Source organism: Myxococcus stipitatus DSM 14675 (assembly GCF_000331735.1).
Classification (GTDB): Bacteria; Myxococcota; Myxococcia; order Myxococcales; family Myxococcaceae; genus Myxococcus; species Myxococcus stipitatus.
Window position 1 is genome coordinate 248901 of the sequence record NC_020126.1, and the last position, 22658, is coordinate 271558.

The following is a 22658-nucleotide window of genomic DNA, read 5'->3' on the forward strand; positions in this document are numbered from 1 at the left end:
CTCCTCGCGACGGGCCATCGGGGCTCGAGAAGAACACGCAAGACGAGGCAGACACATGAAGGTGCGGAGCAGTTGGTTGGGGGCGGCTTGTGCCGCAGTGGTGAGTGTCGCGGGTGTCGCGGACGCGCATGATTTGACGTGCACGAAGCTGGTGAACGGGCAGGCGTCGGTGGAGGCGACGGCGTTCCCCTTCACGGCGAACTACAGCTTCGAGGTCACGAACGTGCACCCGACGTTGCCGTCCATCCTGTTGACGGCGCTGGACCCGTTGCTGGTGACGCGAGGCTTCGTCTTCACGCCGCCGCCGCCGTTCCCGATTGCCGTGGGTGCGTCGGTGACGTCGAACTTCGCGTTGACCATCGCCAGCCTCGAGGATTGCCAGGCGCTGGCGAACCTGGACGGCACGCCGGACAACAACATCGACAACCAGTTCACCGCGGGCTTCGACCTGGGCTCGGGTCTGTGCACGGCGCGCGTCACCTGCGGGCCGCCGACCGCCTGCGCCAACGCGACGCGTGGGCTGGACTTCTGGCGCAACCACATCCCGGCGGTGACGCAGTGCCTGGCCGGTGGGCCCATCCCGGTGGCCAGCCTGGGCATCGTCGTCGCGCTGCCTGACGCGGAGGGCCTGCTCTGGGGCAACCCGAACAACTACCCCATCACCAACCTGCCGCGCAGCGAGCTGGACCGCATCCGCTTCCTGGCCGCGCGCGCCATGCTGGTGGCCACCTGCAACCAGCGCGTCTTCGGCGGCCTGACGGTTCCGCCCAACCTGCTGGCGCTCATCCTGACCGCGCTCGGCACGGTGGACTGCGACACGCTCACCACGCTCACCGGGCAGCTGGATACCTACAACGCGTCCTGTGAGACGGCGCCGTTCCCCGCGGGCTTCGACCCGGGCCCCTCGACGCCCGAGGCCGCTCAAGCGCTGGGCATCGACTTCACCCTTCCCACGCTCCTGCCCTGCCTGCCCTGAGCGTCAAACCCTTCCAAGACATCGCAACACACAAAGACTTTGAGGAGATTCGTCATGAAGAAGTTCCTGTTGTCCGCCCTGGGGGCCTCGGTCCTCGCGCTCTCCGCCTGCAGTGGCGCTGATGATTCGACGCCTGTCCCTGGGGGTGAGACCCCGGTCCCTGGGGGTGAGACCCCGGTTCCCGGTGGTGAGACCCCGGTTCCCGGCGGTGAGAACCCGATTCCGGGCGGTGAGAACCCCAACCCGGTTCCCGGTGGCGAGAACCCGGGCACGCCCTCCGCGCAGACCTTCGAGCTGCGCATCAAGGGCGAGGGCATTGGCGACTACACGTCGCTCAAGGTGCCCATCTCCGGGGTGAGCATCCTGGCGGACGGCAAGCCGCTGGCGGCGAACGTGCTGACCGACATGGTGGAGCTCGTCGCCACTCCGGCGCACTCGCCGCTGGCCGCGCGCTTCACCGTCCCGGCCGGGGTCGACAAGGTCAAGGTCACCGTGCACTTCAACGCCATGGGCAACTTCGCCAAGAACGGCGCCCGTGCGACGGAGCTGGATGCCCGCGTGGCGCCCGTCACGTTCGAGGCCCGCGTGAGTGACCTGCGCATCCGTGGCCGCGCGGTGGTGGTGCTCGACATGGCCCGCTCCATGGTGCCCATGAAGGCGTCCAGCACCATGCTCATGCTGCCCAATGGCGCGGTGAAGTTCTGACCTTGTCTGATGCACCCGGGTGGCGGCGGAGCAGCGCCACCCGGTGAGACTTCAGGGCGAGCCTTCCGGGCTCGCCGGTGCCTCTTCCGGCTGGGTTCCCTGGCCGTCCTTGCCCTGCCAGAAGCGCTTGGGGTGGCCATCACCCCGCGTGCCTCCCGACAGCCGGTCCACCCACGGGTAGCGCTGGGCCTCCTCGGCCGTGTAGCCCAGGTTGAAGACGGTGGCGCTCTTGGGGAGCTCGGCGGCCTTCGAGTAGTAGGTGCCGAAGAGGCGGTCCCAGAAGTAGTTGGTGATGCCGAAGTTGCCCTGCTCGTTGTGGAAGTGGTGAGACAGGTGCAGCCGCTTGATCTCCTTCAGGAAGCCGAGCTTGGGCGTGTAGTTCAGGTGCTGGATGCAGTGGCAGAACTCGTAGAAGCACGTGATGACCATCGCCCAGCCCAGGGCGGCCGCGGCTCCGGACCTGCCACCAATCAGGTAGCCGATGGGTGCAATCACGCCTCCCACCGTCGGCAGCACGTTGGCCAGCGCGCCGAAGAGCACGCGCAGGTCATTGGGGTCCTGGTGGTGGTCGAAGTGGATGCGCTTCCACGTGGACGCGGTCAGGGGCGACTTGTAGAGCCACCGCGCGTGCAGGATGTTGCGGTGCACCAGGTACCAGCCGAAGGGGAACGCCACGCTGGCGGCCAACATGGCCAGCAGCATGCGCAGCGGGTTCTCGAACCACTTCACCGCGAACACCAGGCTGACGATGCCCACGGTGATGTAGGCGATGACGGCGTAGTAGGTGAAGAACGAGTAGACGAGGTCGCCCAACGTCATGCGGTCGAGTTGGTGCTTCCGGTTCTTCAGGAACGAAAAGGGTGCGCTGACCGCCACGGTATCCCTCGCAGATGGACGCTGCCCGTCAGGGGCAGTGGAGCAGATGGGGCGCGCCATGCCCGCCGGCCTGGGGCATTCGGCGTCGCTGTGAGTAGCAGCTGCCCGGCGCGCTCGCGCCACAATCATCCGGCGCGCTTTTACGTTTTTCTGGGCCCGGAGAGAAGGACCGCTGCTGTCGAGCCTGTCGGTGGGTCGCCTGTTCCACTGCTGGGACGGGGGGCAGGCCGACGGGCGGGCTTCCCAAGGGTACACCCACGGCCCACCTTCCACGGAGGATCAGCGGGGGGAGGGCCTCATGGCGCAGAAGGTCGGGGAGCACAAGTCTCGGGGGAGCAGCCGGGCCCGGAGTCCCATGGCCCTGGTGACTCGTGGCGTGGAGGCGGAGGGGCGAGGGGCGCTGGCCCTACGTCGGACTACCTCGGAGTACCGGGCCGCGGCGGAGGAGCAGGCGGCGCGGGTGCGAGAGGAAATCGAGGCGGCGCTCGTGGTGGCGCGCGACACGCGAGAGGCCATCGAGCGGCGAATCGCCAGCGAGCTGCACGCGCCTCCCGTGCCCCCTGGGGGTGTCCGGGAGCAGGCGCCTCGGCGCAAGGCGCTCCGGCGCGCCCACCCGCGCAAGGTCCGGCACTAGTCGGCGGAAGGACGTCCGCGTCGCCCGCGAAGGCAGGGCGGCGCGGAGTGCTCAGTTCGGGACGCGGGAGCTCTCGGGGGCGGGCCGCGCGGCGTCCTGCTCCGAGACGGGCTCCAGGGGGGCGGGGGGAATGGCGGACTCGTCCCCCAGGCCCTTGAGCTTGCGCGCGAGCTGCGCGGCCTGCTCGCCCTTCGCGCCCAGCTCATGGCCCTGCGCGCCGATGAAGGACACCCGGGCGCGCTCCAGCAAGGCCACCTGGGCGTGGAGCTGCGCGAGCAGTCGCTCCCGCTTCCGGCTCAGGGCGTCCAGGTGGTTGAGCTCCTCGCCCAGCGAGGACGCGGCCAGCTCCAGTTGGCGCCGGGCCACCGAGTCCTGGATGGCGGCGGCGCGCGCCCGCAGCTCCTTCACCTGCGCGTCCACGTCGTGCGCGACGACGGAGTCCAGCTGCGCCGTCAGCGCCGCGTGGGCCTCCGCGAGCGAGAAGCTCTCCGAGGCCATCTTCTCCAGCACGTCCAGGAGCTCCTGGCGCCCGGGGCTGGGCGGCATGCGCAGCACCGCCGTCTTGCAGTGCTGATACAGCCCCACCGCGCGCGTGGTCAGCTCCTGGGCCTCGCCCTTGAGCGCGCCCTTCAGCGTGTTGCCCCGCGCCTCCACGGCGTCGGTGTGCAGCATCAGGTGCGAGGGCAGCGTGCCGATGCTCCAGAAGAGGGCGACGCACGCGTAGCCCAGCACCTGGGACAAGAGGCCCGTGCCGCCCAGGAAGTTCGCGTCCATCACCTGCTGCACGTACAGGCCCACCGGGGTGAGCATGCCCGCGGCGGCGGCGCTCGCGGCGACGGAGGTGGACGCGCCGGCGCCCGCGCCCTCGCGGCCATGGCCCAGCCAGGCCACCAGCGCCGCGGCGATGGCGCCCGCCACGCTCTGCGGCAGCGGGGCGGGGGCGGCGAAGAAGAAGGGGAAGACGGGCAGCACCATCAGGGCCGCGCGCAGGCCCAAGGCGTAGCCCTGGGTGGGCTTCGCGGCGGCGAGCGCGGCGGCCACCACCGCGAAGTAACCGGGCTCCAGCGACAGGTGCACCACGTGCTGGAAGGGCTCCCAGAGTCGGAGCGCCAGCGCCGCGAAGATGCCCATGCAGGCTCCACCCCCCAGCGCGCGCACGGTGCGGGACTCGAACTCCTCGCGGTGGAGGAACTGCATGGAGAAGGCCATGGGCTGCACCGTCCTGCCTAGTACGCGTTGTTCTCGCCGAAGTTCTTCATCGTCTTCTTGTAGAGCTTCAGCGATTCCCGGCGGACGTCGCCGTCGTTGGCCGCGTTCCCATAGGCTGCCTCTGCTTGGTCCAGCTCCGCAAGCTCACTGGAGAGCGCCGAGGCGGACGAGCCGAAAAGCCTGCGAGCGTTGCTTAGCAGACCGACCGCGGCGCTCCGGTTGCCCAATTGCATCTCCTTCACCGCGGCGCGCATCTGCTGGGTTCCCAACGCTCGCACGGCGTGCACGCGCACATCCCGGTCCAGGTTTTCGCGCACCAGGGACGGGTCGTCGGTGACGCTCGCCTTCAGCGCCAGCGTCGTCTGCGCCTGGGTGTCTCGCCCCACGTCCACGTAGTGCGCGGAGGCGGAGAGCACGGGCAGGGGCTCGGTGGAGGCGGGCGCCGCCAGCGTCAGCTTCACGACGACACGCACGGTCTGCTCGCCCGCCATGTCGTACAGGGGCACCTTGACGATGGAGCCCTCGCGCGTGGAGGGCAGGCCCAGGACCTCCGCGGAGTGGACATGCGCGGGCAGCTCCAGCCGCAGCTCCACCTTCCGGGCCACGGTGCTGGTGGCCTGGTCCAGCTCGCGGGAGAAGACCTCCGACAGGCGGGCGGAGTCGTCGATGAAGCCGGAGAAGCCGCCGCCCTGCTCCGCCATGCCGCGCATGAGGGCGGCGTGGAAGTCCTCGCCCACGCCCAGCGCGCTCACGGTGACGCCCCGGTCGCGCAGCTCCCGGGTGATGCGCAGCAGCTCCGGCTCCGAGGTGAGGCCCGTGGTGGGCTGGCCATCACTCAGCAGGATGGCGCGGCTGACCTTGAACTCCGGCAGGTAGGGGTACAGGGCGGTGGCCGCCTCCTGGAGCGCCCCGCTGATGTTGGTGGAGCCGTCCGAGTAGATGCCCTGGATGAGGGAGAGCAGGTCCTCGCGGACCTCCTTCGTGACGAGGCGGCTGGGGATGACCGTCACGTCGGTGCCGTAGTGCACCAGCGCCAGGCGGTCCTCGGGGGTGAGCCGGCGCACCAACTCCATGGCGGCGCGCTGGGCGTCGTTGTGCTTGCGCCCCGCCATGGAGCCGGACCGGTCTACGACGAGCGCCAGGTTGACGGGGACGCGCCGGCCGGGAGGCGCCGGGCGGGCCTTGAGCTCCATCCAGGCGAAGGCCTCGCTGGGGCCCGTCTGGACGTAGGCGCCCGACAGCTTGCCCGACAGGGTGAGGGCGCCGGAGGTCGGCTCGGAGGCCACCAGGGGGAGGATGGCGGTGGACTCGGGCTCGTTGGGCAGGGACACCGTGTGGCTGGTGTCGGTGACGGGTGGGGGCGGTGGGGGCACGGGGGCCGGGGGCTTGCCCAGCGAGAGCGCGCCCAGGGCGAGCAATCCAGCGGCGGACAGCAGCAACAGGGTGCGGTTCATGCGTGCCTCGGGGGTGGGAAGGGCGGACGTGGACGCCACACTCTCCCGTCCGACCCCGGGCCGCATCGGTCACCGGGAGGAGGGTCCCCCCGATGACGGATACGTCCAGCCCCCCTCGTGGATCCACCCCGGCCCGCATAAAGCGCGGGGGGAACGCAACCGTGATGCACGAATGGTCGATAACCAGTGCAAGGCGTCGACTTCGATGAATCCTCCTGGCCTCGGACGGCTGGGACCGCACTGGGCACTCGCCCCCGGGGAGAAGAGAACATGACTACGATCGGCAAGCCGGGCTCGCGTCCCACGTCGCTGGTGAAGCAGGAGCCGGTGAAGCAGGTCTCGAAGGAGACGCGCCCCAACCAGGTGAAGGCGGCGGTGGACCAGCGGATGCGGGACGGCTTCGACGCGGGCCCCCGGACGACGGGCACCGCGGCTCGGCCGACCCGCGAGGCTCGACCCAACCTGGACGGTGAGGGCGCGCGGCCGCCCGGTGGTCCCGGGGCGACGGTGGGCAAGGCGGCGAGCGCGGCGGCGGACGCCATCAAGAAGGCCCTGGCGGGCACCGGTCCCCAGGTGAGCACCAACGCGTCCGGCCAGACGGTGGTGGACCTGGGCGCCGGCAACAACTCCGCGACGGTGAAGCAGAACACCGACGGCGGGCTGACCATCACCTCCGGCTCCGACACCGTGACGCTGACGGCGGAGCAGTCGCGCAACGCGGTCATCCAGGGCGGCGACGGGGATGACTCCATCACCGTGGACGCCAACGTCACGCACAACCTCACGCTGGACGGCGGCGCGGGCAACGACAAGCTCACCGGCGGCAAGGGCAATGACAAGCTCGTCGGTGGCGCGGGCAACGACACCCTCATCGGCCGCGAGGGCAACGACGCCATCTCCGCGGGCGACGGGGACGACTACATCGAGGGCGGCGCGGGCAACGACATCGCCCTGGGCGGCGCCGGGCGCGACGTGCTCTACGGCCTGGACGGCAACGACCTCCTGCTGGGCGGCGGGGACCGCGACTACATCGACGGCGGCGCGGGCAACGACGTGGCCCTGGGCGGCGCTGGGGATGACCAGGTCCTGGGCGGCCGGGGCAACGACTACCTGAGCGGTGGCGCGGGCAACGACGCGGTGGCGGGCGGCGCGGGCAAGGACACCGTGCGCGGCAACGCCGGCACCGACAAGCTCTACGTCGAGGAGAACGAGACCACCGACGGGCCGCAGACCGAGCGGACCATCGTCGACATGACGGACGCGGACAAGCGTGGCCGCTCCATCACGGTGGAGGGCACCGCCGACTTCCAGGCGCGGGTGCAGTCGGACCTGGACGCGATGCGCTCGCTGCCGTCGGGCCAGGCCCTGCTGGCCACGATGGACAACAGCGGCAAGACGACGACCATCAAGTCGACGACGGGCGGCAACTCCGCGGCGCCCGACAACCGTGCGGACGCCTGGTTCAACGCGGACGGCACGCCGGGCAAGGGCACCAACGGCACGGTGAACTACAACACCACCCGCACCTCGCTGGGCAGCGAGGAGTGGATGACGCGGCCGCCCTCCGTCGCGCTGTTCCACGAGATGGTGCACGCGTCCGACTACAACAACGGCACGCTGGCGCTCGGCGAGAAGAACGGCACCAACAACCGCGAGACGTCCGCGGTGGGCCTGCCCATCGACCTGGACCAGAACCCCGCCACGCCCGACGTGGTGCAGCCGGGCCGCCCGGGTGAGAACGTCTTCCGCGACGACCTCAACCTGCCCACCCGGCCGCGCTACTAGTCTCCGGGCGCCATGAGAGCTCCGCCGCGTCGCGCTGGCGCCTGGTGCGCCGCGCTGGCGATAATCGTGGGCTGTACGCGGGCCGTGGAGCGGCCCGCGAACCCGGAGGAACGCGTGGCACAGGCGGACGTGGAGCTGAAGGTGGAGTCGGTGTCGAGCGGGCCCGAGGAGCTCGGAATCACCTACGCGGTGCACAACCGCTCCTCGCGCGCGCTCCTCCTCCTGGATGGGCTGCCGGAGTGGGGCCCCACGGGCTACGTGGGCATCGCCCCGGAGCGGGCCTACGTGGACCTCTCCGGCGACGGCGCGGTGCTGCTGCGCGCGCTCATCCCCGTGCCGGAGGACCTGGACGTGGAAGCGCCCGAGGTCCCCGCCGTCAGCCGCGTGGAGCCCGGCGCCACCGCGTCCCGTCGCCTGGTGGTGCCGCTGCCCCTGCGCACCTCCATGCCCTACGCCACGTCTCCGGAAGTGACGCGGCCGCTGTCCGCGGTGCGCGAGCTGCGCCTGCGCGTGGCGTACCTGCCGGACTCAGGCGAGGTGCGACTGCACGGCGAGACACAGGCCCAGGGCCAGTCGTACCGGACGCTCGAGTACGGCCAGGCCGCGTCCGGTCAGCAGCTCCTGGACAGCGGCCCGCTCGCGCTGGACGGCGTGAAGAAGTAGCTCACGCCTTCGCCGCGGGCTGTCGCAGCCGCACCAGCTCCTCGACGACGTGCCGCACGCGGCTCTCGTCGAAGGGCTTCTCCAGGAGCGGGTTGGGGATGCTCGCCAGGAACTCCCGGGCGCCGGTGGTGAAGGCGCCCCCCGAGACGAAGACGAAGCGCCCCTCCAGGCCCGCGTGCGCGCGACGCACGGACTCGTAGACGTCGCGCCCCGTCAGGTCCGGCATCATCACGTCGCACAGCACCGCGTCCGGCTCCAGCCCTTTCTCCAGGAGCTCCAGGGCCTGCCGTCCGCTGCACGCCACCTCCACCTCGTGGCCTCGGAGGATGCGCTGGAGGACGCGGCCCACGGCGGGCTCGTCGTCCACCACCAGCACCCGGCCTCGGGGCGGGCTGAGCGGCAGCGTCGTCACGTCGAGCACCGGCGGCGCCGCGCGCGCGTCCGGCTCCATGGTGGGCAGCGCCACGCGGAAGGTGGTGCCCTTGCCCAGCTCGCTGTCCACGGTGATTTCACCGCCGAGCCCGTGGATGATGCTGTGGCAGATGGACAGCCCCAGGCCCGTGCCCACGCCCACGGGCTTGGTGGTGAAGAACGGGTCGAAGATGCGGTCGATGACCTCGCGCGGAATCCCCACGCCCGTGTCCTGCACCTCCACCACCACGCGCGAGCGCCCGTCCCGCCGCGTCGCCAGCCGGATTTCATGCCGGTGCGCGCTGCCCTCCGGAATCGCCTGCGCCGCGTTCACGACGAGGTTGAGGAACACCTGGCTGAGCTTCCCCTCGTTCGCCATGACGGGGGGGATGTCGCCGTACTCGCGGCGGAGCTGCGCGCGGTGGCGGATCTCATTCGCCGCCATCATCGCCACCGACTCCAGCACCGTGTGCACGTCCAGCGGGGACACGCGCTCCTCGTCCGGTCGGGAGAACGTCTTGAGCTGACGGACAATCTGCCGCACCCGCTCCGCGCCCTCGCAGGCCTCGTGCAGCACGTCGTCCCACTCGCCCAGGTCCGGCTCGCCGCGCAGGCGCGCCTGGAGCGCCGCCGCGCCCTCGCCCGGGGGCAGGTGGCGGCGGAACTCGTCCGACAGGAAGCTCAGGTTGGAGAGGACGAAGGCCAGCGGGTTGTTGATTTCATGCGCGATGCCCGCCGCCAGCGTGCCCACCGACGCCAGCCGGTCCGCCAGTGTCAGCCGCGCCTGCAACTGCCGCTGCTCCGTCACGTCCCGGGCGATCGACACGACGGCGGGCTGTCCGTCGAAGCGCAGGGGCAGCGAGACGACCTCCGCCACCCGCGTGCGCCCGTCGCGCCGCACCAGCCGCCGCTCTCCCGTGAGCGCGCCCGCCCGAGAGGAGTCCGCGCCGCGCATGTCCTTCACGAACTCGGAGAGCTGCCGGCCCACGAGCTGCTCCGCGCGCTCGAAGCCCAGCGTGCCCACCAGCGCCGCGTTGGCGTAGACGATGTGCCCGTCCCGCTCGATGGCCGCCGCGTCCGGCACGCCTTCAAGGAGGGCGCGGAAGCTGGCCTCGGACAGCCGCAGGGCCTCTTCGGCCTGACGTCGCTCGGTGATGTCGCGCGCCAGTCCCTCCACCGCCACCATGCGCCCCATGGCGTCCGTCACCGGGACGACGACGTGCTCCAGCCAGAGCGTGCGCCCATCCGGGTGCAGGTAGCGCACGACGACGGGCGCACCCGCCGCCGCGCGAGGCGCTTCCAAGAGCCGCTCCAGCGCGTCGCGGTCCTCCGGATGCACGCGCCGGTACCAGAGGTCCGCGTCGCCGTAGTGCGCCACCGGCCCGTAGCCCAGCTTCGCGTGCGCCACGCGGCTGACGTAGACGAAGCCCCGGGGCGGCTCCCTGCGGTACAGGTACAGCACGTCCGACGCGTTCTCCGCGAGCTGCCGGAACCGCCGCTCGCGCTCTCGCAGCGCGCGCTCCGACTCGCGCCGCTCCAAGGCCATGGAGATGGCGCCCGCCGCGGCGGACAGCAGGTCCACCTCCAGCCGGTCCCACCGCCGCGCCTCCGAGCAGTTGTCGAAGCCCACGAAGCCCGTCAGCACGCCCTGCACCCGCAGCGGCAGCACGAGGATGGAGAGGATGCCCTGCGGCTCCAGCAGCACGCGCTCCACCTCGGGGAAGCCGGAGACGAGCCCCTCGATGACGTCCCCGCGCGACAGCGTCCGCTCCCACCGCTCCAGGTCCGGGTACATGTTGAGGCCCTGGAGCGAGGGGTTGTCGATCTCCTCCCGCACGCCCGGCGCGCACCACTCCGCGCGCTGGCTGGTCAGTTGCTCACCCAGGGGGCCCGGGTGCATCTCGAAGACGTACACGCGGCTGGCCCCGGACGCCTGGCCCAGCGACGCCAGCACGGGCCCGTAGATGTCGCCGCCGTCGCGCACGGCCAGCAGCCGCTGCTGCATCTCCACCAGCGCGGTGAGGTAGCGCTCGCGCCGCGCCAGCGCGCCGTCCGCGGCCTTGCGCTCCGTGATGTCGTTGAGCGTGCCGGATGCGCCCAGCACCTCGCCGTCCTCGCCCACCATCAGGCGCGCGTAGACCTCCACCCACCGGAAGCCCTCGCTGGGGTTCAGGTAGCGCACCTCCGTGCGCACGAACTCCAACTCCTTCGTCACCAGCCGGCGGAAACCCTCCTGGCTGTGGGGTCGGTCCTCGGGGTGGACGAACTCCAGGAAGGACTTCCCCAGCGAGGTCTCCACCGTCTGACCGGTGATTTCCATCCACGCTGGATTGAGGAACGTCCACGCACCCCGCGCGTCCGTCTGGAAGACGACCTCCTTCAGGCTGTCGATGACGAGCCGGTACCGGCGCTCATGGGGAGTCCAGTCAGGCCTGGAGGGCGACGTCTGCATGTCGAAGCTCGTGCAAGGGGACCACGTCGCCTGGGCAGGGAGTCCTGGCGATGTACAACTATCCAACGATTCAGGATTTCCTGCAGTACAGGCAAGGGGGCTGCGGTGACCCCAGGATGGTTGGGATTCAGACCGCGCCCCCTTGGGTGTTGAGCGAGGGCGGGCTGTTGTCTTCCTTCAGGCAGGTGGGGATGCCACCATGCGCCAGCGGAATTCCCCTGAACTCATGTCCTCTGGCGGCGCCCAGCTTTCGATGATGCGTCAGGTGCTCGCGGAGCGGGCGGAGGCCCGGCTGAGCGATGCGGCCTTGCGCCTGCTCGTCGAGCAGGCGGCCGAAGTGCTGCTCCTGGTGGATGTGACGGGCCGCGTGCTGGTCTTCAACGCGGAGGCCGGGCGGCAATTCCGCATCGCCGCGCCCTCGCGGGTGGAGCAGGGGGAGCTGCCCGGGTGCGTCTGGGTGAGGGCGGAGGATGGCGCCACGCCGCTCGACGTCTCGCCGCTGACGCGGGCGCTGGCGGGAGAGCCGGTGTTCGAGGAGCGCTGGGGCCTGCGCCGTCCGGACGGCACGGTGGTGGTGCTGCGCGGCGGGGTGTTCCCCGTGTCGCCGGAGGGGGGGCTGGCCCCCGAGGGCGTGTTCCTGCGCGCGAGGGAAGAGGTGCCCGCGCGCCTGGACGCGACGCGCGCGGCGACGCTGCTGGCGGAGGCGGGGGCGCTGCTGGGCGCGGAGCTGGACGCGGAGGCGCGGCTGGAGCCGCTCTTGCGGCTGATGGTGCCCACGCTGGCGGACGCGGGGGTGTTCTTCCTGGGGCCCGCGGGGGAGGCGGTGCGCGCGGCGGCGGCGGTGCACGCGGAGCCGGCGCGGCACGTGGCCATGGTGGAGATGCTGCACCGCTACCCGCCGGACGCGGCCGACGCGCGCGGCCTTCCCTCCATGGCGCTCTCCGGGCGGACGGAGCGGGTGGCGTGCCTGACGCAGGCCCAGCAGGAGGACGTGGCGCGGGACGAGGAGCACGCGCGGCTGCTGCTCCTGTTGGGGCTCACCAGCTACCTGGGCGTGCCGCTGGTGGCGCGAGGCCGCGTCCTCGGCGCGCTGGCGCTGTTCCGCACCGAGGGCGCCCCGGGCTTCGGCGAAGACGACGAGCAGCTCGCGGAGGAGCTGGCCCGGCGCGTGGCGCTGTCCTTGGACAACGCCCGGCTGCTGAGCGAGGCGCGCGAGGCGGTGCGCCTGCGCGACGAGTTCCTGGGCATCGCCAGCCACGAGCTGAAGACGCCGCTGACGCCGCTGCACCTCAAGGTGCAGCTGCTCCAGAAGCAGGTGGAGGTGCTGGCCGCGCACGGCAAGCCCGTGTCCGCGGAGCGCGTGTCGGAGACGCTGGAGGTGGTGCAGCGTCAGGTGCGCAAGCTGACGAGCCTGGTGGACAACTTGTTGGACGTCTCGCGCATCACCGCGGGCCGGCTGAAGCTGGAGCTGGAGGAGATGGACCTGGCCAGCGTGGCGGCGGAAATCCTCTACCGCTTCGCGCCCGCGGCCGCGCAGCACCACTGCTCGCTGGAGATGCACGCGCCGGTGCCGGTGCTGGGCCGGTGGGACCGGCTGCGGCTGGAGCAGGTGGTGACCAACCTCCTGTCCAACGCGCTGAAGTACGGCGCGGGCCAGCCGGTGCGCCTGACGGTGGAGGCGGAAGGGCGCACCGCGCGGCTCATCGTGGAGGACGGCGGCATCGGCATCTCCGCGCAGGACCTGCCGCGCATCTTCGAGCGCTTCGAGCGCGCGGTCAGCGACCGGCACTATGGCGGCCTGGGCCTGGGCCTCTACATCACCCGGCAGATCGTGGAGGCCTTCGGCGGCTCGGTGACGGCGACGAGCGAGGTGGGGCGGGGCTCCACCTTCGTGCTGGAGTTGCCCCGCGGCGACATCCCCGAGGAGTGGCTGAGCGTGACGGAGCCGCTGGCGTGACGCTCAGGCCGCCACGTCGGTGAGGTGGGGCACGACGTGGCGAGGCAGCCGGACGTGGAACGAGCTGCCCAGCTGAGGGCCCGGGCTCTCCGCCCAGATGGTGCCGCCGTGGCGCTCCACGATTTCGCGGCAGATGAAGAGGCCCAGGCCCAGGCCCCCGTAGTGGCGCGCGGTGGCGTTGGACGCGCGCGCGAAGGGGCGGAACAGTCCCGCCAGGCTCTCCGGCGGGATGCCAATGCCCTGGTCCCTCACGTGGACCAGGATGAAGTCCCGCGCCTCCTCCAGCGTCACGTGGACGGCGCCCCCCTGCGGTGAGTAGCGCACGGCGTTGCTCACCAGGTTGGTGAGGACCTGGTCCAGGCGGGGCGCGTCCCAGTCGCCCTCCACGGGGTGCTCGGGCACGCGCAGCTCGAAGGCGATGCCTCCCTCGCCCCGCAGCTCGAAGCGCTCCATGACCTCGCGCAGCACGGGGATGAGGTCCACGCGGTTGCGCTCCAGGTCGAAGCGGCCCCCTTGGATGCGCGCGGTGTCGAGCAGATCATCCACCAGCCGCGCCAGCCGCTCGGTCTGCCGGGCCATGGAGCGCAGCGCCTTGAGCAGCCGCTCGCGCTCCGGGAAGTCGCCCGTCTTCTCCAATCGCTGGAGGGAGAGCGCGGCGAAGCCCTTGAGGGGCGTCAGCGGCGTGCGCAGCTCGTGGCTGGCCACGCTGAGGAACTCCTCGCGCGCGCGCACGGCTTCCTTCAGCTCCTCCTGCGTGGCGCCGGTGCGGTCCGCCATGTCGTTGAAGCCGCGCACCAGCTCGCCCAGCTCGTCGTCCTCCTCCACCTCCACGCGCCGGGTCAGGTCTCCCGCGGCCAGCGCGGCGGTCGCCTCGCGCAGCGTGTCCAGGCGGCGGATGATGTCGCGCGCGACGAGCTGCGAGAGCCCCAGCGCCATCAGCACGCCCAGGAGCACCAGCCCCACCACCGCCGCGCTCATGCGGGTGATCGCCGCGTACGCCACCCCCAGCTCCTGCGTCACCACCACGCTCCACGGGGAGGACTCCACGGGGGCCTCGGCCGTGAGCACGCGCCGGTCCGCCGCGTCGAACGCCTCCAGCACGCCGCCTCCGGGCCGCTCCAGCTCCGCGTCCAGCGCCTCGGGCAGGTGGGCCTCGCCCAGGAGCTGCGCGCCGGGGGCGGTGTCTCGCAGGATTTGCTTCCCGCGCCGGTCCAACACCTGCACGCGGAAGCGCTGGGACGCGGGCGTGGCGGCCTCGCTCAGCCGCTCCAGGGACAACAGGCCCACCAGCATTCCGCTGTGCGAGCCCTCCAACTCGAAGGGCAGGGCCACCGCCACCAGCGGCCGGTTGGGCGGGCGGGTGAAGGGCAGGGACAGGGGAAGCTCGCCAGGGAGGGTGGACGGCGGGAACAGCTCATGGGCCTGGAAGCCCCAGCCCTCCACGCCCTCGGACGTGGCCAGCACCTGGGCACGCTCGTCCAGGGTGAGCGCGGCGTGGAACGTCCGCTCCCTCGACGCCAGGTTGGTGAGGTACGGCACCAGCCGCTCCCGCTCCCCGCTGGCCAGCGCCGCGCGGAAGCCCGGGGACTCCAGCAAGAGGTGCAGCGACTCGCGCGAGTCATCCAGGTAGCGCCGCAGGAAGTCCGCCTCCCCCGCGGCCGCGTAGCGCGTGTCGTCGCGCACCTGCTGCTCGATGGCCCGCTGGGCCAGGTACGCCGCGAGCCCTCCCAGCGCCAGCAGGGGCACCAGCCCCGCGAAGGCCAGCCCGCGCAGGAGCTTCCACCCCACGGTGCGCGGCGCGCCGGGCCGCCACGGGCTCGCCTGGGCCACGCAGGAGACCGCGAGCACGATGTAGACGCTGGCGCCCAGCCACGACGAGCCTCGGGCCAGGGCATAGCCCAGCAGCGTGAAGGGCACGGCCATCGCGAGCATCAGGACGTTGGAGGTCCGCGCGGGCAGCCAGCGCGCGGGCACGAGCAACCCCACGGCGCTGGCGGTGAACAGCAGGCCGATGAGGGGCCGCAGCGGCGCCAGGTGCGCGTAGACGGACAGCGGGAAGCGCTCCGGGGCGGAGAGCAGCGCCACGCCGAACGCGGCGCCGGTGAAGGCCACCACCGTGCGCAGGATGGGGCGCCGGCGCATGGACGGCCAAGCCTCCAGCAGCAGGCCCACGAAGAACAGCGGGTACATGATGGTGCCCGTGAAGCCGCCGGGCAGCACGCTGAGCACCCACCAGTACAGGGCGATGGCCACCGCCAGCAGCGCGCGGCCGCCCAGGTCCAGCCAGCGCGGGGCGCGCGGATACAGGAGCGCCCCCATCAAGGTGATGCTTCCGGCCAGGTACGTGAGCCCCAGCAGCCGGACGTACGGGTACAGGGGCCGGAACGCGGCCATCCGGAACTCGTACGGCACATACGTCATGAGCACGCCGCACATCAGTCCGATGAGCGCGGCGGGCCAGGTGAGGGGCAGCAGCGTCGGTGGGGAGGGCGCCTGAGGTGTACGCGGAGCGGAAAGTAGAGACATCTTCTTCCCGGATTCACGCGTGTCAGGGCCCATGGATACTAGTGCTCCCGCGCGTTTCGTCCGGGGCCTGACACCCGGGACGATTCAGGTGGGACACCGTGCGTCAGGCCACCTCGAGCACCGTCCACTCACGCACCTCGCCAGCCAGCGTCACTTCGATGGTGTCGCCCGCCTTGCGGCCCATGAGGGCCTTGCCCACGGGGGAGGCGGGGGTGATGACGGACAGGAAGCCGTCGCCGCCGGGGCCGGTGAGCTCCGTGCCGGCGCCCACGGGCAGCATGAAGAAGGTGCGCTCGGCGAAGCCCTCCTCGTCCTCGGTGCTCACGTCCACCAGCGCGCCCAGGCCCACGGGGCCCTGGCGGGGAAAGCGGGGCACGGGGCCTCGGCCGAAGTTCGTGAGCGCCTGGAGCTCCTCCTGCACGCGGCGGGCGCGGTGGGCCTGGCCGGTGGCCAGACTGCCGAACTCCAGGGCGGCGCGGCCGTCTTCCTTCTTCTCCGACTCGGTGGCCAGGCTGCGAGCCGCCTCGCGTGCCTCGGCTTCCGCCCGGTGGGCCAGCCTGTCGCTCTGCTGGAGGCGCTCGGCGAGCTGGTGCATCAGAGCCTGCTTGTCGAGTGACATGATGGCACAGAACTGTAGCCCTCCCGGGCAGTCCCTCCAGTTTTCAGCCGGGGCGCCGAATCAGGCATGCTGGCGGGCCATGACGCCCCAGGAACTGTCCCAGAAGGCCCGGCAGCTCGTCGCGGAAGGCGCGGTGCTGCTGGATGTGCGCACGCCCGCCGAGTTTCAGCAGGGCCACCCGGAGGCCGCCCGCAACATCCCCGTGCAGGAATTGCCCCAGCGCCTGAAGGAGGTGGGCCCGCCCGGCACGAGCGTGGTGGTGTACTGCGCCGCCGGAGGCCGCAGCGCGGTGGCCGCACAGCTTTTGCGCTCCAACGGTTTTCCGGACGTCTTCGACCTGCGCTCCGTGAACAACTGGTAGCGCTCCGGCCCGAGGGGCGCCGGTGGTGCGTGACATGAGGGGCGGCTTGGAGCAGCGTGGCGCTGTTCCGCCATGAACCGCACCGCTGGCTTCCTCATCGTGGCCCTGTCCGGGGTGTGCTTCGGCGCGCTCGGGCTTTTCGGTCGCCTCGCCTATGCGGCGGGCACGGATGTCCCCACGCTTCTCTTCCTGCGCTTCACGGGGGCGGGCGTGGTGCTGGGATGCGCCATGGTGGCGCTGCGCCGGTCGCTGCCCAGGGGGCGGCTGCTCGTGAACCTCATCCTGCTGGGCGCGGTGGGGTACGTGAGTGAGGCGGCGGTCTACTTCACCGCGCTGAAGTACGCGCCCGCGGGGCTGGTGGCGCTGCTGCTGTACTCCTTCCCCGCGCTGGTGGCGCTGCTCCAGGTGTTCGTCTTCCGCGAGCGCCTGGGCCGGCTCAAGTGGGTGGCGGTGGTGCTGGCCCTGTGCGGCACGGCGCTGACGGCGGACCTGCGGCAGGGCGAGGTGACGCCGCTGGGCGTCTTCCTGGGGGTGTTGTCCGCGGTCATCTACGCCCTCTACGTCGTCTTCAGCGCGAGGGTGGCGGGAAAGGCGGGGCCGCTCGTCTCCAGCACCGTCATCCTCTTGTCCGCGGGGCTCACCTTCGGCCTCGTGGTGTTGGTGCGGGGGCCGTCCTGCCCCACGACGACGCAGGGCTGGGGGGCAGTGGCGGGACTGGCCTTCATCTCCACCGTCGTCGCCGTGCTCCTCTTCTTCGTGGGCATCGCGCGCATCGGCCCGGTGAACACGTCGCTGGTGTCCAACATGGAGCCGCTGACGGCGGTGGTGCTGAGCGTGCTCTTCCTGGATGAGCGGCTCAGCCTGCGTCAGGTGCTGGGCGGCGCGCTCATCCTCGGCGCCGCCGTGCTGCTGGCCCGCTCCGACATGCCCGGCGCGAGCCTCCGGGCCGCCGAGCGCGCGAAGTCCGAGGAGACCGCTCCGGGAGCGGGGTGAAGCGCCGCGAGTTGGGCCGAGGCAGAGGGCCCGGAGCGGGGGCAGCGCCGCGCCGAGCCGAAGGAGCGCGCCCGGAGCGAGTGATGCACCGCGAGCCGAGCCGGGCCGGGTCAGCGGCCCGCCCGCGGCCATCGGAACACCTAGCGCGTCACGCGCCGCAGGAAGTGGCTGACGTCGCGCACGAAGGTCTGGGGCAATTCCGCGTGGGGCGCATGGCCCGTGTCCGGGTAGAGGATGTAGCGCGCGTCGGGCAGCGCATCGACGAGCGCCTGCTGCTGCGCGACGGGGAAGAAGCCGTCCTGGTCTCCGCCCACCACCAGCACGGGCACGCGGATGGAGCCGAGGCGCGCGGAGTGGTCCTCCGCAATCAGCCCATCGAGCGTGTCCTGCCACACGCGCGCGGGGAGCTTCAGGCTCTCCGAGACGAGCGTGTCCAGATACGACGCGGGCACGGGGCGCACGAAGGTGCTCGACTGGAAGTCGCGCACGAAGGCCGGGTCGACGGTGCCCACCTGCTCATCGACGACCGACTTGAGGAACAGGGCCACCTCGTTGCCCGAGACGGTGGGCGCCGAGCCGACCAGCACCAGGCCCTCCACGCGGCGCGGGTAGTCCAGCGCCACCTGCTGCGCGACGAAGCTGCCCATGGAGTGGCCCACGATGATGGCGCGCCGCTCCCCCACCGCGTCCAGGAAGGCCGCCACGTCCGCGGCGAAGAACTGCTGCGTGTAACAACACGCGGGGCGCGTCGAGTCACCATGACCACGCTGGTCCAGCGCGTAGATGTGGAAGTCGCGCGAGAAGAGCGACAGGTTCAAGTCCCAGGTGTGGTGCGAGTCGGTGTAGCCGTGGAGGAAGACGACGGCGGGACCGTGGCGCGAGCCCTGCTCGACATAGCGCAGCGTCACCCCCGTGCGCAGGCGGACGGAGCGCTCGCGAGGCTTCGCGGACGACAGCTCACTGGACTGCTCCGCGGTCTGCGCATCCGACGGCGCCGCCGTGGGCTCGGGCTCGGAAGCGGGGCCACAGGCGAGCAGGGGCAGCGTCAGCAGGGCGGCCAGAAGCATCTTCATGGGTGCGTGCCTTGTCGAGACCCGGCGGTTCATCCGCCGTGACATGAATCATTCTACGCCTACCTCTGACATTGTTTTGTCTGTCACGACGTCCGGGGTCCTGTTTGCTCCAGTGTGCGAGGCGAAGCCGACCCGGAGTCCGGGCTTTCGTCACTCGGAACGGAAGGTTTCTGCCTGAGCGAAAACCTGTCTCAAACAGGGGGCCTGCGTCATTGAAGCGCGGTGAAGTGGCATTCACTGACAGGCTGAAACGTGATGTCAGGAATGACGGCGCCGAGCCATGGGCCCGAAGTCTGACCCTGCCTGTGATTGCAGCCCTCCTGCACTGCTCCAGTGATGGCGGCGCGTCCCCGGAAGTCGAGGAAATGGGCCCGAAATCGGCCCGCTCCCGAGGAGAAGAACGGGGTCTGTAACCTTTCGTCGGCCTTTTTCGTGGAGGCGTCGAGAGCTCGGGATTCCTCCCGGGCGATGCGACGGAGGCAGGACATGACGGCGAAGAAGGTGGCGGTGGTGGGAGGCGGTCTGGGCGGGCTCACGGCGGCGGCGCTGCTGGCGCGGGGCGGGTGCGCGGTGACGCTGTTCGAGCGCTCCAAGCACCTGGGCGGGCGCGGGCAGACCTCGGAGGTGGATGGGTTCAAGTTCAACCTGGGACCTCGTGCGCTCGCGGTGGCGGGGGCGGGGATGCGGGTGCTCGGGCGGCTGGGGGTGAAGCCCCAGGGCCATGTCCCCGGGCAGAAGGGCGGGACGTACGCCTTGAGGGCGGGCCGGCTGCACACGCTGCCCCGAGGTCCGGTGTCGCTCCTGACGTCGGACCTGCTGGGCCTGGCGGGCAAGCTGGAGCTGGCGCGGTTCCTGGGGGGGATGCCCCGGGTCGACGCGGATGCGCTGGAGGACGTGTCGATGAAGGCGTGGCTCGACACGCGCGTGTCGAGCGACGAGGTGCGGGAGGTCGCGGGCGCGCTGGTGCGGGTGGCCAGCTACTGCGCGGACCTGGATGTGCTCAGCGCCCAGGCGGCGGTGCGGCAGCTCCAGCAGGCCCTCAAGGCCAACGTGCTGTACGTGGACGGGGGCTGGGCCTCGCTCGTCACGAGCGTGACGGCGGTCGCGCGGGAGGCGGGTGTGCGGGTGGAGCTCTCCGCGAAGGTGGACCACGTCGTCGTGAAGGACGGACAGGTGGTGGGGCTGCGGCTGGGGGACGGCACCGTGCACGCGGCGGACGCGGTGGTGGTGGCGGGGGCGCCCGGGGATGTCGCCGCGATGCTGCCGGGCGACGAGGTGTTGGAGCGCCAGGCCGCCGCCGCGACGCCGGTGAAGGCGGCCACGCTGGAGCTGGGCCTGTCCCGGCTGCCGAAGCCGCAGGCGCTCTTCGCCCTGGGCATCGATGGTCCATGGTACGCCTCCGTGCACTCGGCCTACGCGAAGCTGGGACCCGAGGGAGGCGCGATGGTGCACGTCATGAAGTACCTCACGGAGGCGGACGGGCCGACGAGCGAGGCGGAGCTGGAGGCCGTGATGGACACGCTCCAGCCCGGGTGGCGCGAGGTGCTGGTGGCCAGGCGCTTCCGCCCCTCGTTGGTGGTGACGCACCTGCTGCCCACCGCGAAGGACGGCGGCCTGTCCGGCCGGCCCACGCCCCAGGTGCCGCACGTCGGCGGGCTGTTCCGCGTGGGCGACTGGGTGGGCGACGAGGGCATGCTGGTGGATGCGTCCTTCGCCAGCGCGGAGGCGGTGGAGCACGCGCTGCTGCGCCGGGGGCGGCACGCGGCGGCGGAGCCCCTGCGGATGGCGGCGGGAGCCTGAGCGTCATGACGGACCGGGCACATGGGGCGTTGGCGGAGGCGGCGCGGGAGCATGAGCGCTACTTGTGGGGGCTGTGCTACCGCATGACGGGGGTGGCGGCGGACGCGGACGAGCTGGTGCAGGAGACCTTCGCCCGCGCGCTGACGTCACCGCCTCCGCGGTCCGAGGACCTGCGCCCCTGGCTGACGCGGGTGGCGGTGAACCTGTCTCGAGACGCCCTGCGCCGCCGCCGGCGCGAGGCCTACGTGGGGCCCTGGCTGCCTTCCCCGTTGGAGACAGGCGAGGAGGACGTGCCCCACGCGGCGGAGGCGCGGCTGCCCGGAGGCGGCTCGACGGAGGGGCGCTACGAGCTGCTGGAGAGCGTCTCCTACGCCTTCCTGCTGGCGCTGGAGGCCCTGTCCCCCAAGCAGCGCGCGGTGCTGCTCCTGCGCGACGTGTTCGACTCCACCGTGCGCGAGGTGGCCGACGCGCTGGACATGAGCGAGGTCCACGTGAAGGTGGTGCACCACCGCGCCCGAGCGGCCATGGCGGCCTACGACGGCGCCCGGTGCGTGCCGACGAAGGAGCTCCAGGAGCGCACGCGCGCCGCGCTGGAGGCCTTCCTGGGGGCGCTGATGTCCCGTGACGTGGCGGCGGCGCAGGCCCTGCTGGCCGACGACGTGCGCGCGCTGTCGGATGGCGGCGGAGAGGTTCGCGCGGCGCAGGTGCCGCTGGTGGGCCCGCAGCGGGTGATGCAGTTCCTGGCGAAGCTGCTGCTGCAGCGAGGTCCACCGACGTCGATGGAGCTCCAGTCGCTCAACGGCCTGCCCGCGCTGGCGATGACCTTCGCGCCGGACAAGGACCCGATGCACGCCACCCGAGGCGTGTTCCGCGTGGAGCTGGGAGCGGATGGACGCATCGCGCACATCCACTCGGTGCTCACGACGCGCAAGCTCAGGGGCGTGCGGATTCCTCCGCCCGCGTGAGCCCCCCGCTCCAGGCCCTCGCCATCCTGGCGCGAGGGCCCTCGAGCGGGGCGGGGAGGGCTACCGCGCGGCGCCCACCGGACTGCCCGGGGGCGAGGCCGTCGCGCTCGACTCGCGGCGGCGCAACAGGCCCCAGACGCCATAGGCCACCAGCACGAAGCAGCCGTACTGCGCGGGCGTCAGGCCGAAGTAGCGCGCGTCCACGTAGCTCATGTCCGTGGCGCGCAGGAAGTCGAAGCCGAAGCGGCACGCCGCGTAGAGCAGGGCCAGCAGCGGGAGCAGCCGCCCCTTCATCTTCGGCACGTCGCGCAGCGCGTACAGCAGGCCGGAGATGGCGAACAGCGCCATGGCGTCGTACATGCCCAGGTCGTGCCGGGGGCCGTTGGGGAAGGCCACCGCCATGAAGAAGTCGGTGCGCACGCCGGGGTGGTCATGCACCGCGAAGCAGCCCAGCCGCGCCACCGCCCAGCCCGGCGCCACGCCCAGCGCGAACGCGTCCGCGTAGTCGTTGAAGCGCAGCTTGCGGTGCCGGAAGAAGAAGATGGCCGCCAGGATGCCGCCCACCAGGCCGCCGAACGACGACAGCCCGTCCCACACCTTCAGAATCTGGAACGGCGACTTGGCCAATTCCTCCGGGTGGTAGAAGAACAGGTGCACCCAGTGGCCCACCAGCACGCCCACGCCCACGCCCCACGGGGCGTAGTCGGCGAGCGGCGTGGGGTCCAGCCCTTGGCGCTCAGCCTGCTTGCCGAGCAGCCGGGCGGCCAGCAGGATGCCCAGGGCGACGAAGATGCCGAAGGGCTCGATTTTGAGGGGCCCCAGGTTCAGTGAGGGGGCATGCCAGTAGGGAATCACGTCGATGGCTCCAAGGGGGCGCGTACGTCCTTCCCCACTTAATCCGTCGTTGAGGATGGGTGCGAACAATTGTGGGGACGCGAACTTCCCCCCTCCTGCCCGTCCCCTGACCACGCCTCGGGTCGGGTGGCGGACACCCCTCCTGTGCCGCTCCGAGCAGTCCGCCCGCCTTCCTTCATACTTCCAGACGCTCCAGAAAGTCCCGCTAGGACCGAATCGGGGGGGCTCATGCGTCTACAACTTGGAAACCCTGCTTTAATTGTCAGGGCCGTCCTGTCCAATCTCCCCATGCGGACAGGATTCCAGGAGGGACGCGCGAGGCATGGAGCTGCGGACCACAGCCG

Annotated in this window: 18 protein-coding genes; 10 read left to right on the top strand and 8 right to left on the bottom strand. The window is 71.5% G+C overall.

Features of this window, described 5'->3' with window-relative positions; genetic code table 11:
- Positions 1-55: 55 nt before the first annotated feature.
- A complete protein-coding gene (locus MYSTI_RS00935; protein ID WP_015345811.1) occupies positions 56-976 on the top strand; it encodes a hypothetical protein in 921 nt (306 codons plus the stop codon).
- 54 nt (positions 977-1030) lie between these two features.
- Positions 1031-1681 carry a hypothetical protein gene (locus MYSTI_RS40395; RefSeq protein ID WP_015345812.1) on the top strand — a complete coding sequence of 217 codons (651 nt, stop codon included), beginning with the start codon at positions 1031-1033 and terminating at the stop codon, positions 1679-1681.
- Between the two features lie 51 nt (positions 1682-1732).
- Here MYSTI_RS40395 and MYSTI_RS00945 read toward each other — a convergent pair whose 3' ends face one another.
- Positions 1733-2557: a sterol desaturase family protein gene (locus tag MYSTI_RS00945; protein WP_015345813.1), complete on the bottom strand. Its 825-nt coding sequence runs from the start codon at positions 2555-2557 to the stop codon at positions 1733-1735.
- Between the two features lie 298 nt (positions 2558-2855).
- On the opposite strand from MYSTI_RS00945, the gene MYSTI_RS00950 reads away from it, so the two are divergent.
- Positions 2856-3191, top strand: a complete 336-nt coding sequence (locus MYSTI_RS00950; protein WP_015345814.1) for a hypothetical protein — start codon at positions 2856-2858, stop codon at positions 3189-3191.
- Between the two features lie 51 nt (positions 3192-3242).
- On the opposite strand, the gene MYSTI_RS00955 is transcribed toward MYSTI_RS00950, so the two are convergent.
- Both MYSTI_RS00955 and MYSTI_RS00960 read right to left on the bottom strand, forming a co-directional pair.
- Entirely contained in the window at positions 3243-4400 is a 1158-nt protein-coding gene (locus MYSTI_RS00955; RefSeq protein WP_015345815.1) for a coiled-coil domain-containing protein, read from the bottom strand.
- Positions 4401-4417: 17 nt separating this feature from the next.
- Positions 4418-5854 (bottom strand): vWA domain-containing protein, encoded by a 1437-nt coding sequence (locus tag MYSTI_RS00960; protein ID WP_015345816.1) that lies wholly within the window; start codon positions 5852-5854, stop codon positions 4418-4420.
- A gap of 270 nt (positions 5855-6124) precedes the next feature.
- Here MYSTI_RS00960 and MYSTI_RS00965 point away from each other — a divergent pair, with 270 nt between their 5' ends.
- Together MYSTI_RS00965 and MYSTI_RS00970 are read left to right on the top strand one after the other, a co-directional pair.
- Complete coding sequence (locus MYSTI_RS00965) at positions 6125-7639, top strand: M91 family zinc metallopeptidase (RefSeq protein ID WP_015345817.1); 1515 nt, start codon at positions 6125-6127, stop codon at positions 7637-7639.
- A gap of 12 nt (positions 7640-7651) precedes the next feature.
- A complete protein-coding gene (locus MYSTI_RS00970; RefSeq protein WP_015345818.1) occupies positions 7652-8302 on the top strand; it encodes a hypothetical protein in 651 nt (216 codons plus the stop codon).
- Between the two features lies 1 nt (position 8303).
- Here MYSTI_RS00970 and MYSTI_RS00975 read toward each other — a convergent pair whose 3' ends face one another.
- Positions 8304-11165 (bottom strand): PAS domain-containing hybrid sensor histidine kinase/response regulator, encoded by a 2862-nt coding sequence (locus MYSTI_RS00975; RefSeq protein ID WP_015345819.1) that lies wholly within the window; start codon positions 11163-11165, stop codon positions 8304-8306.
- Positions 11166-11391: 226 nt separating this feature from the next.
- Here MYSTI_RS00975 and MYSTI_RS00980 point away from each other — a divergent pair, with 226 nt between their 5' ends.
- A complete protein-coding gene (locus tag MYSTI_RS00980) occupies positions 11392-13122 on the top strand; it encodes a GAF domain-containing sensor histidine kinase (RefSeq protein WP_015345820.1) in 1731 nt (576 codons plus the stop codon).
- A 3-nt stretch (positions 13123-13125) separates the two neighbouring features.
- Here MYSTI_RS00980 and MYSTI_RS00985 read toward each other — a convergent pair whose 3' ends face one another.
- Together MYSTI_RS00985 and MYSTI_RS00990 are read right to left on the bottom strand one after the other, a co-directional pair.
- Positions 13126-15648: an ATP-binding protein gene (locus MYSTI_RS00985; protein ID WP_233278125.1), complete on the bottom strand. Its 2523-nt coding sequence runs from the start codon at positions 15646-15648 to the stop codon at positions 13126-13128.
- Positions 15649-15751: 103 nt separating this feature from the next.
- Positions 15752-16267, bottom strand: a complete 516-nt coding sequence (locus MYSTI_RS00990; protein ID WP_044278287.1) for a GreA/GreB family elongation factor — start codon at positions 16265-16267, stop codon at positions 15752-15754.
- Positions 16268-16346: 79 nt separating this feature from the next.
- On the opposite strand from MYSTI_RS00990, the gene MYSTI_RS00995 reads away from it, so the two are divergent.
- The gene (locus tag MYSTI_RS00995; RefSeq protein WP_015345823.1) at positions 16347-16628 is read left to right on the top strand and encodes a rhodanese-like domain-containing protein; all 282 of its coding nucleotides are present in this window, start codon (positions 16347-16349) and stop codon (positions 16626-16628) included.
- A gap of 72 nt (positions 16629-16700) precedes the next feature.
- The gene (locus tag MYSTI_RS01000) at positions 16701-17621 is read left to right on the top strand and encodes a DMT family transporter (RefSeq protein ID WP_015345824.1); all 921 of its coding nucleotides are present in this window, start codon (positions 16701-16703) and stop codon (positions 17619-17621) included.
- 140 nt (positions 17622-17761) lie between these two features.
- Here the strand turns inward: MYSTI_RS01000 and MYSTI_RS01005 are convergent, their stop codons facing one another.
- Complete coding sequence (locus MYSTI_RS01005; protein WP_015345825.1) at positions 17762-18694, bottom strand: alpha/beta fold hydrolase; 933 nt, start codon at positions 18692-18694, stop codon at positions 17762-17764.
- 486 nt (positions 18695-19180) lie between these two features.
- Here MYSTI_RS01005 and MYSTI_RS01010 point away from each other — a divergent pair, with 486 nt between their 5' ends.
- On the top strand, positions 19181-20494 hold the full coding sequence (locus MYSTI_RS01010) for an FAD-dependent oxidoreductase (RefSeq protein WP_015345826.1): 1314 nt from the start codon (positions 19181-19183) through the stop codon (positions 20492-20494).
- 5 nt (positions 20495-20499) lie between these two features.
- Positions 20500-21459, top strand: a complete 960-nt coding sequence (locus tag MYSTI_RS01015) for a sigma-70 family RNA polymerase sigma factor (RefSeq protein WP_015345827.1) — start codon at positions 20500-20502, stop codon at positions 21457-21459.
- Between the two features lie 60 nt (positions 21460-21519).
- Here the strand turns inward: MYSTI_RS01015 and MYSTI_RS01020 are convergent, their stop codons facing one another.
- Entirely contained in the window at positions 21520-22314 is a 795-nt protein-coding gene (locus tag MYSTI_RS01020) for a prolipoprotein diacylglyceryl transferase (RefSeq protein WP_015345828.1), read from the bottom strand.
- Positions 22315-22658: the final 344 nt, after the last annotated feature.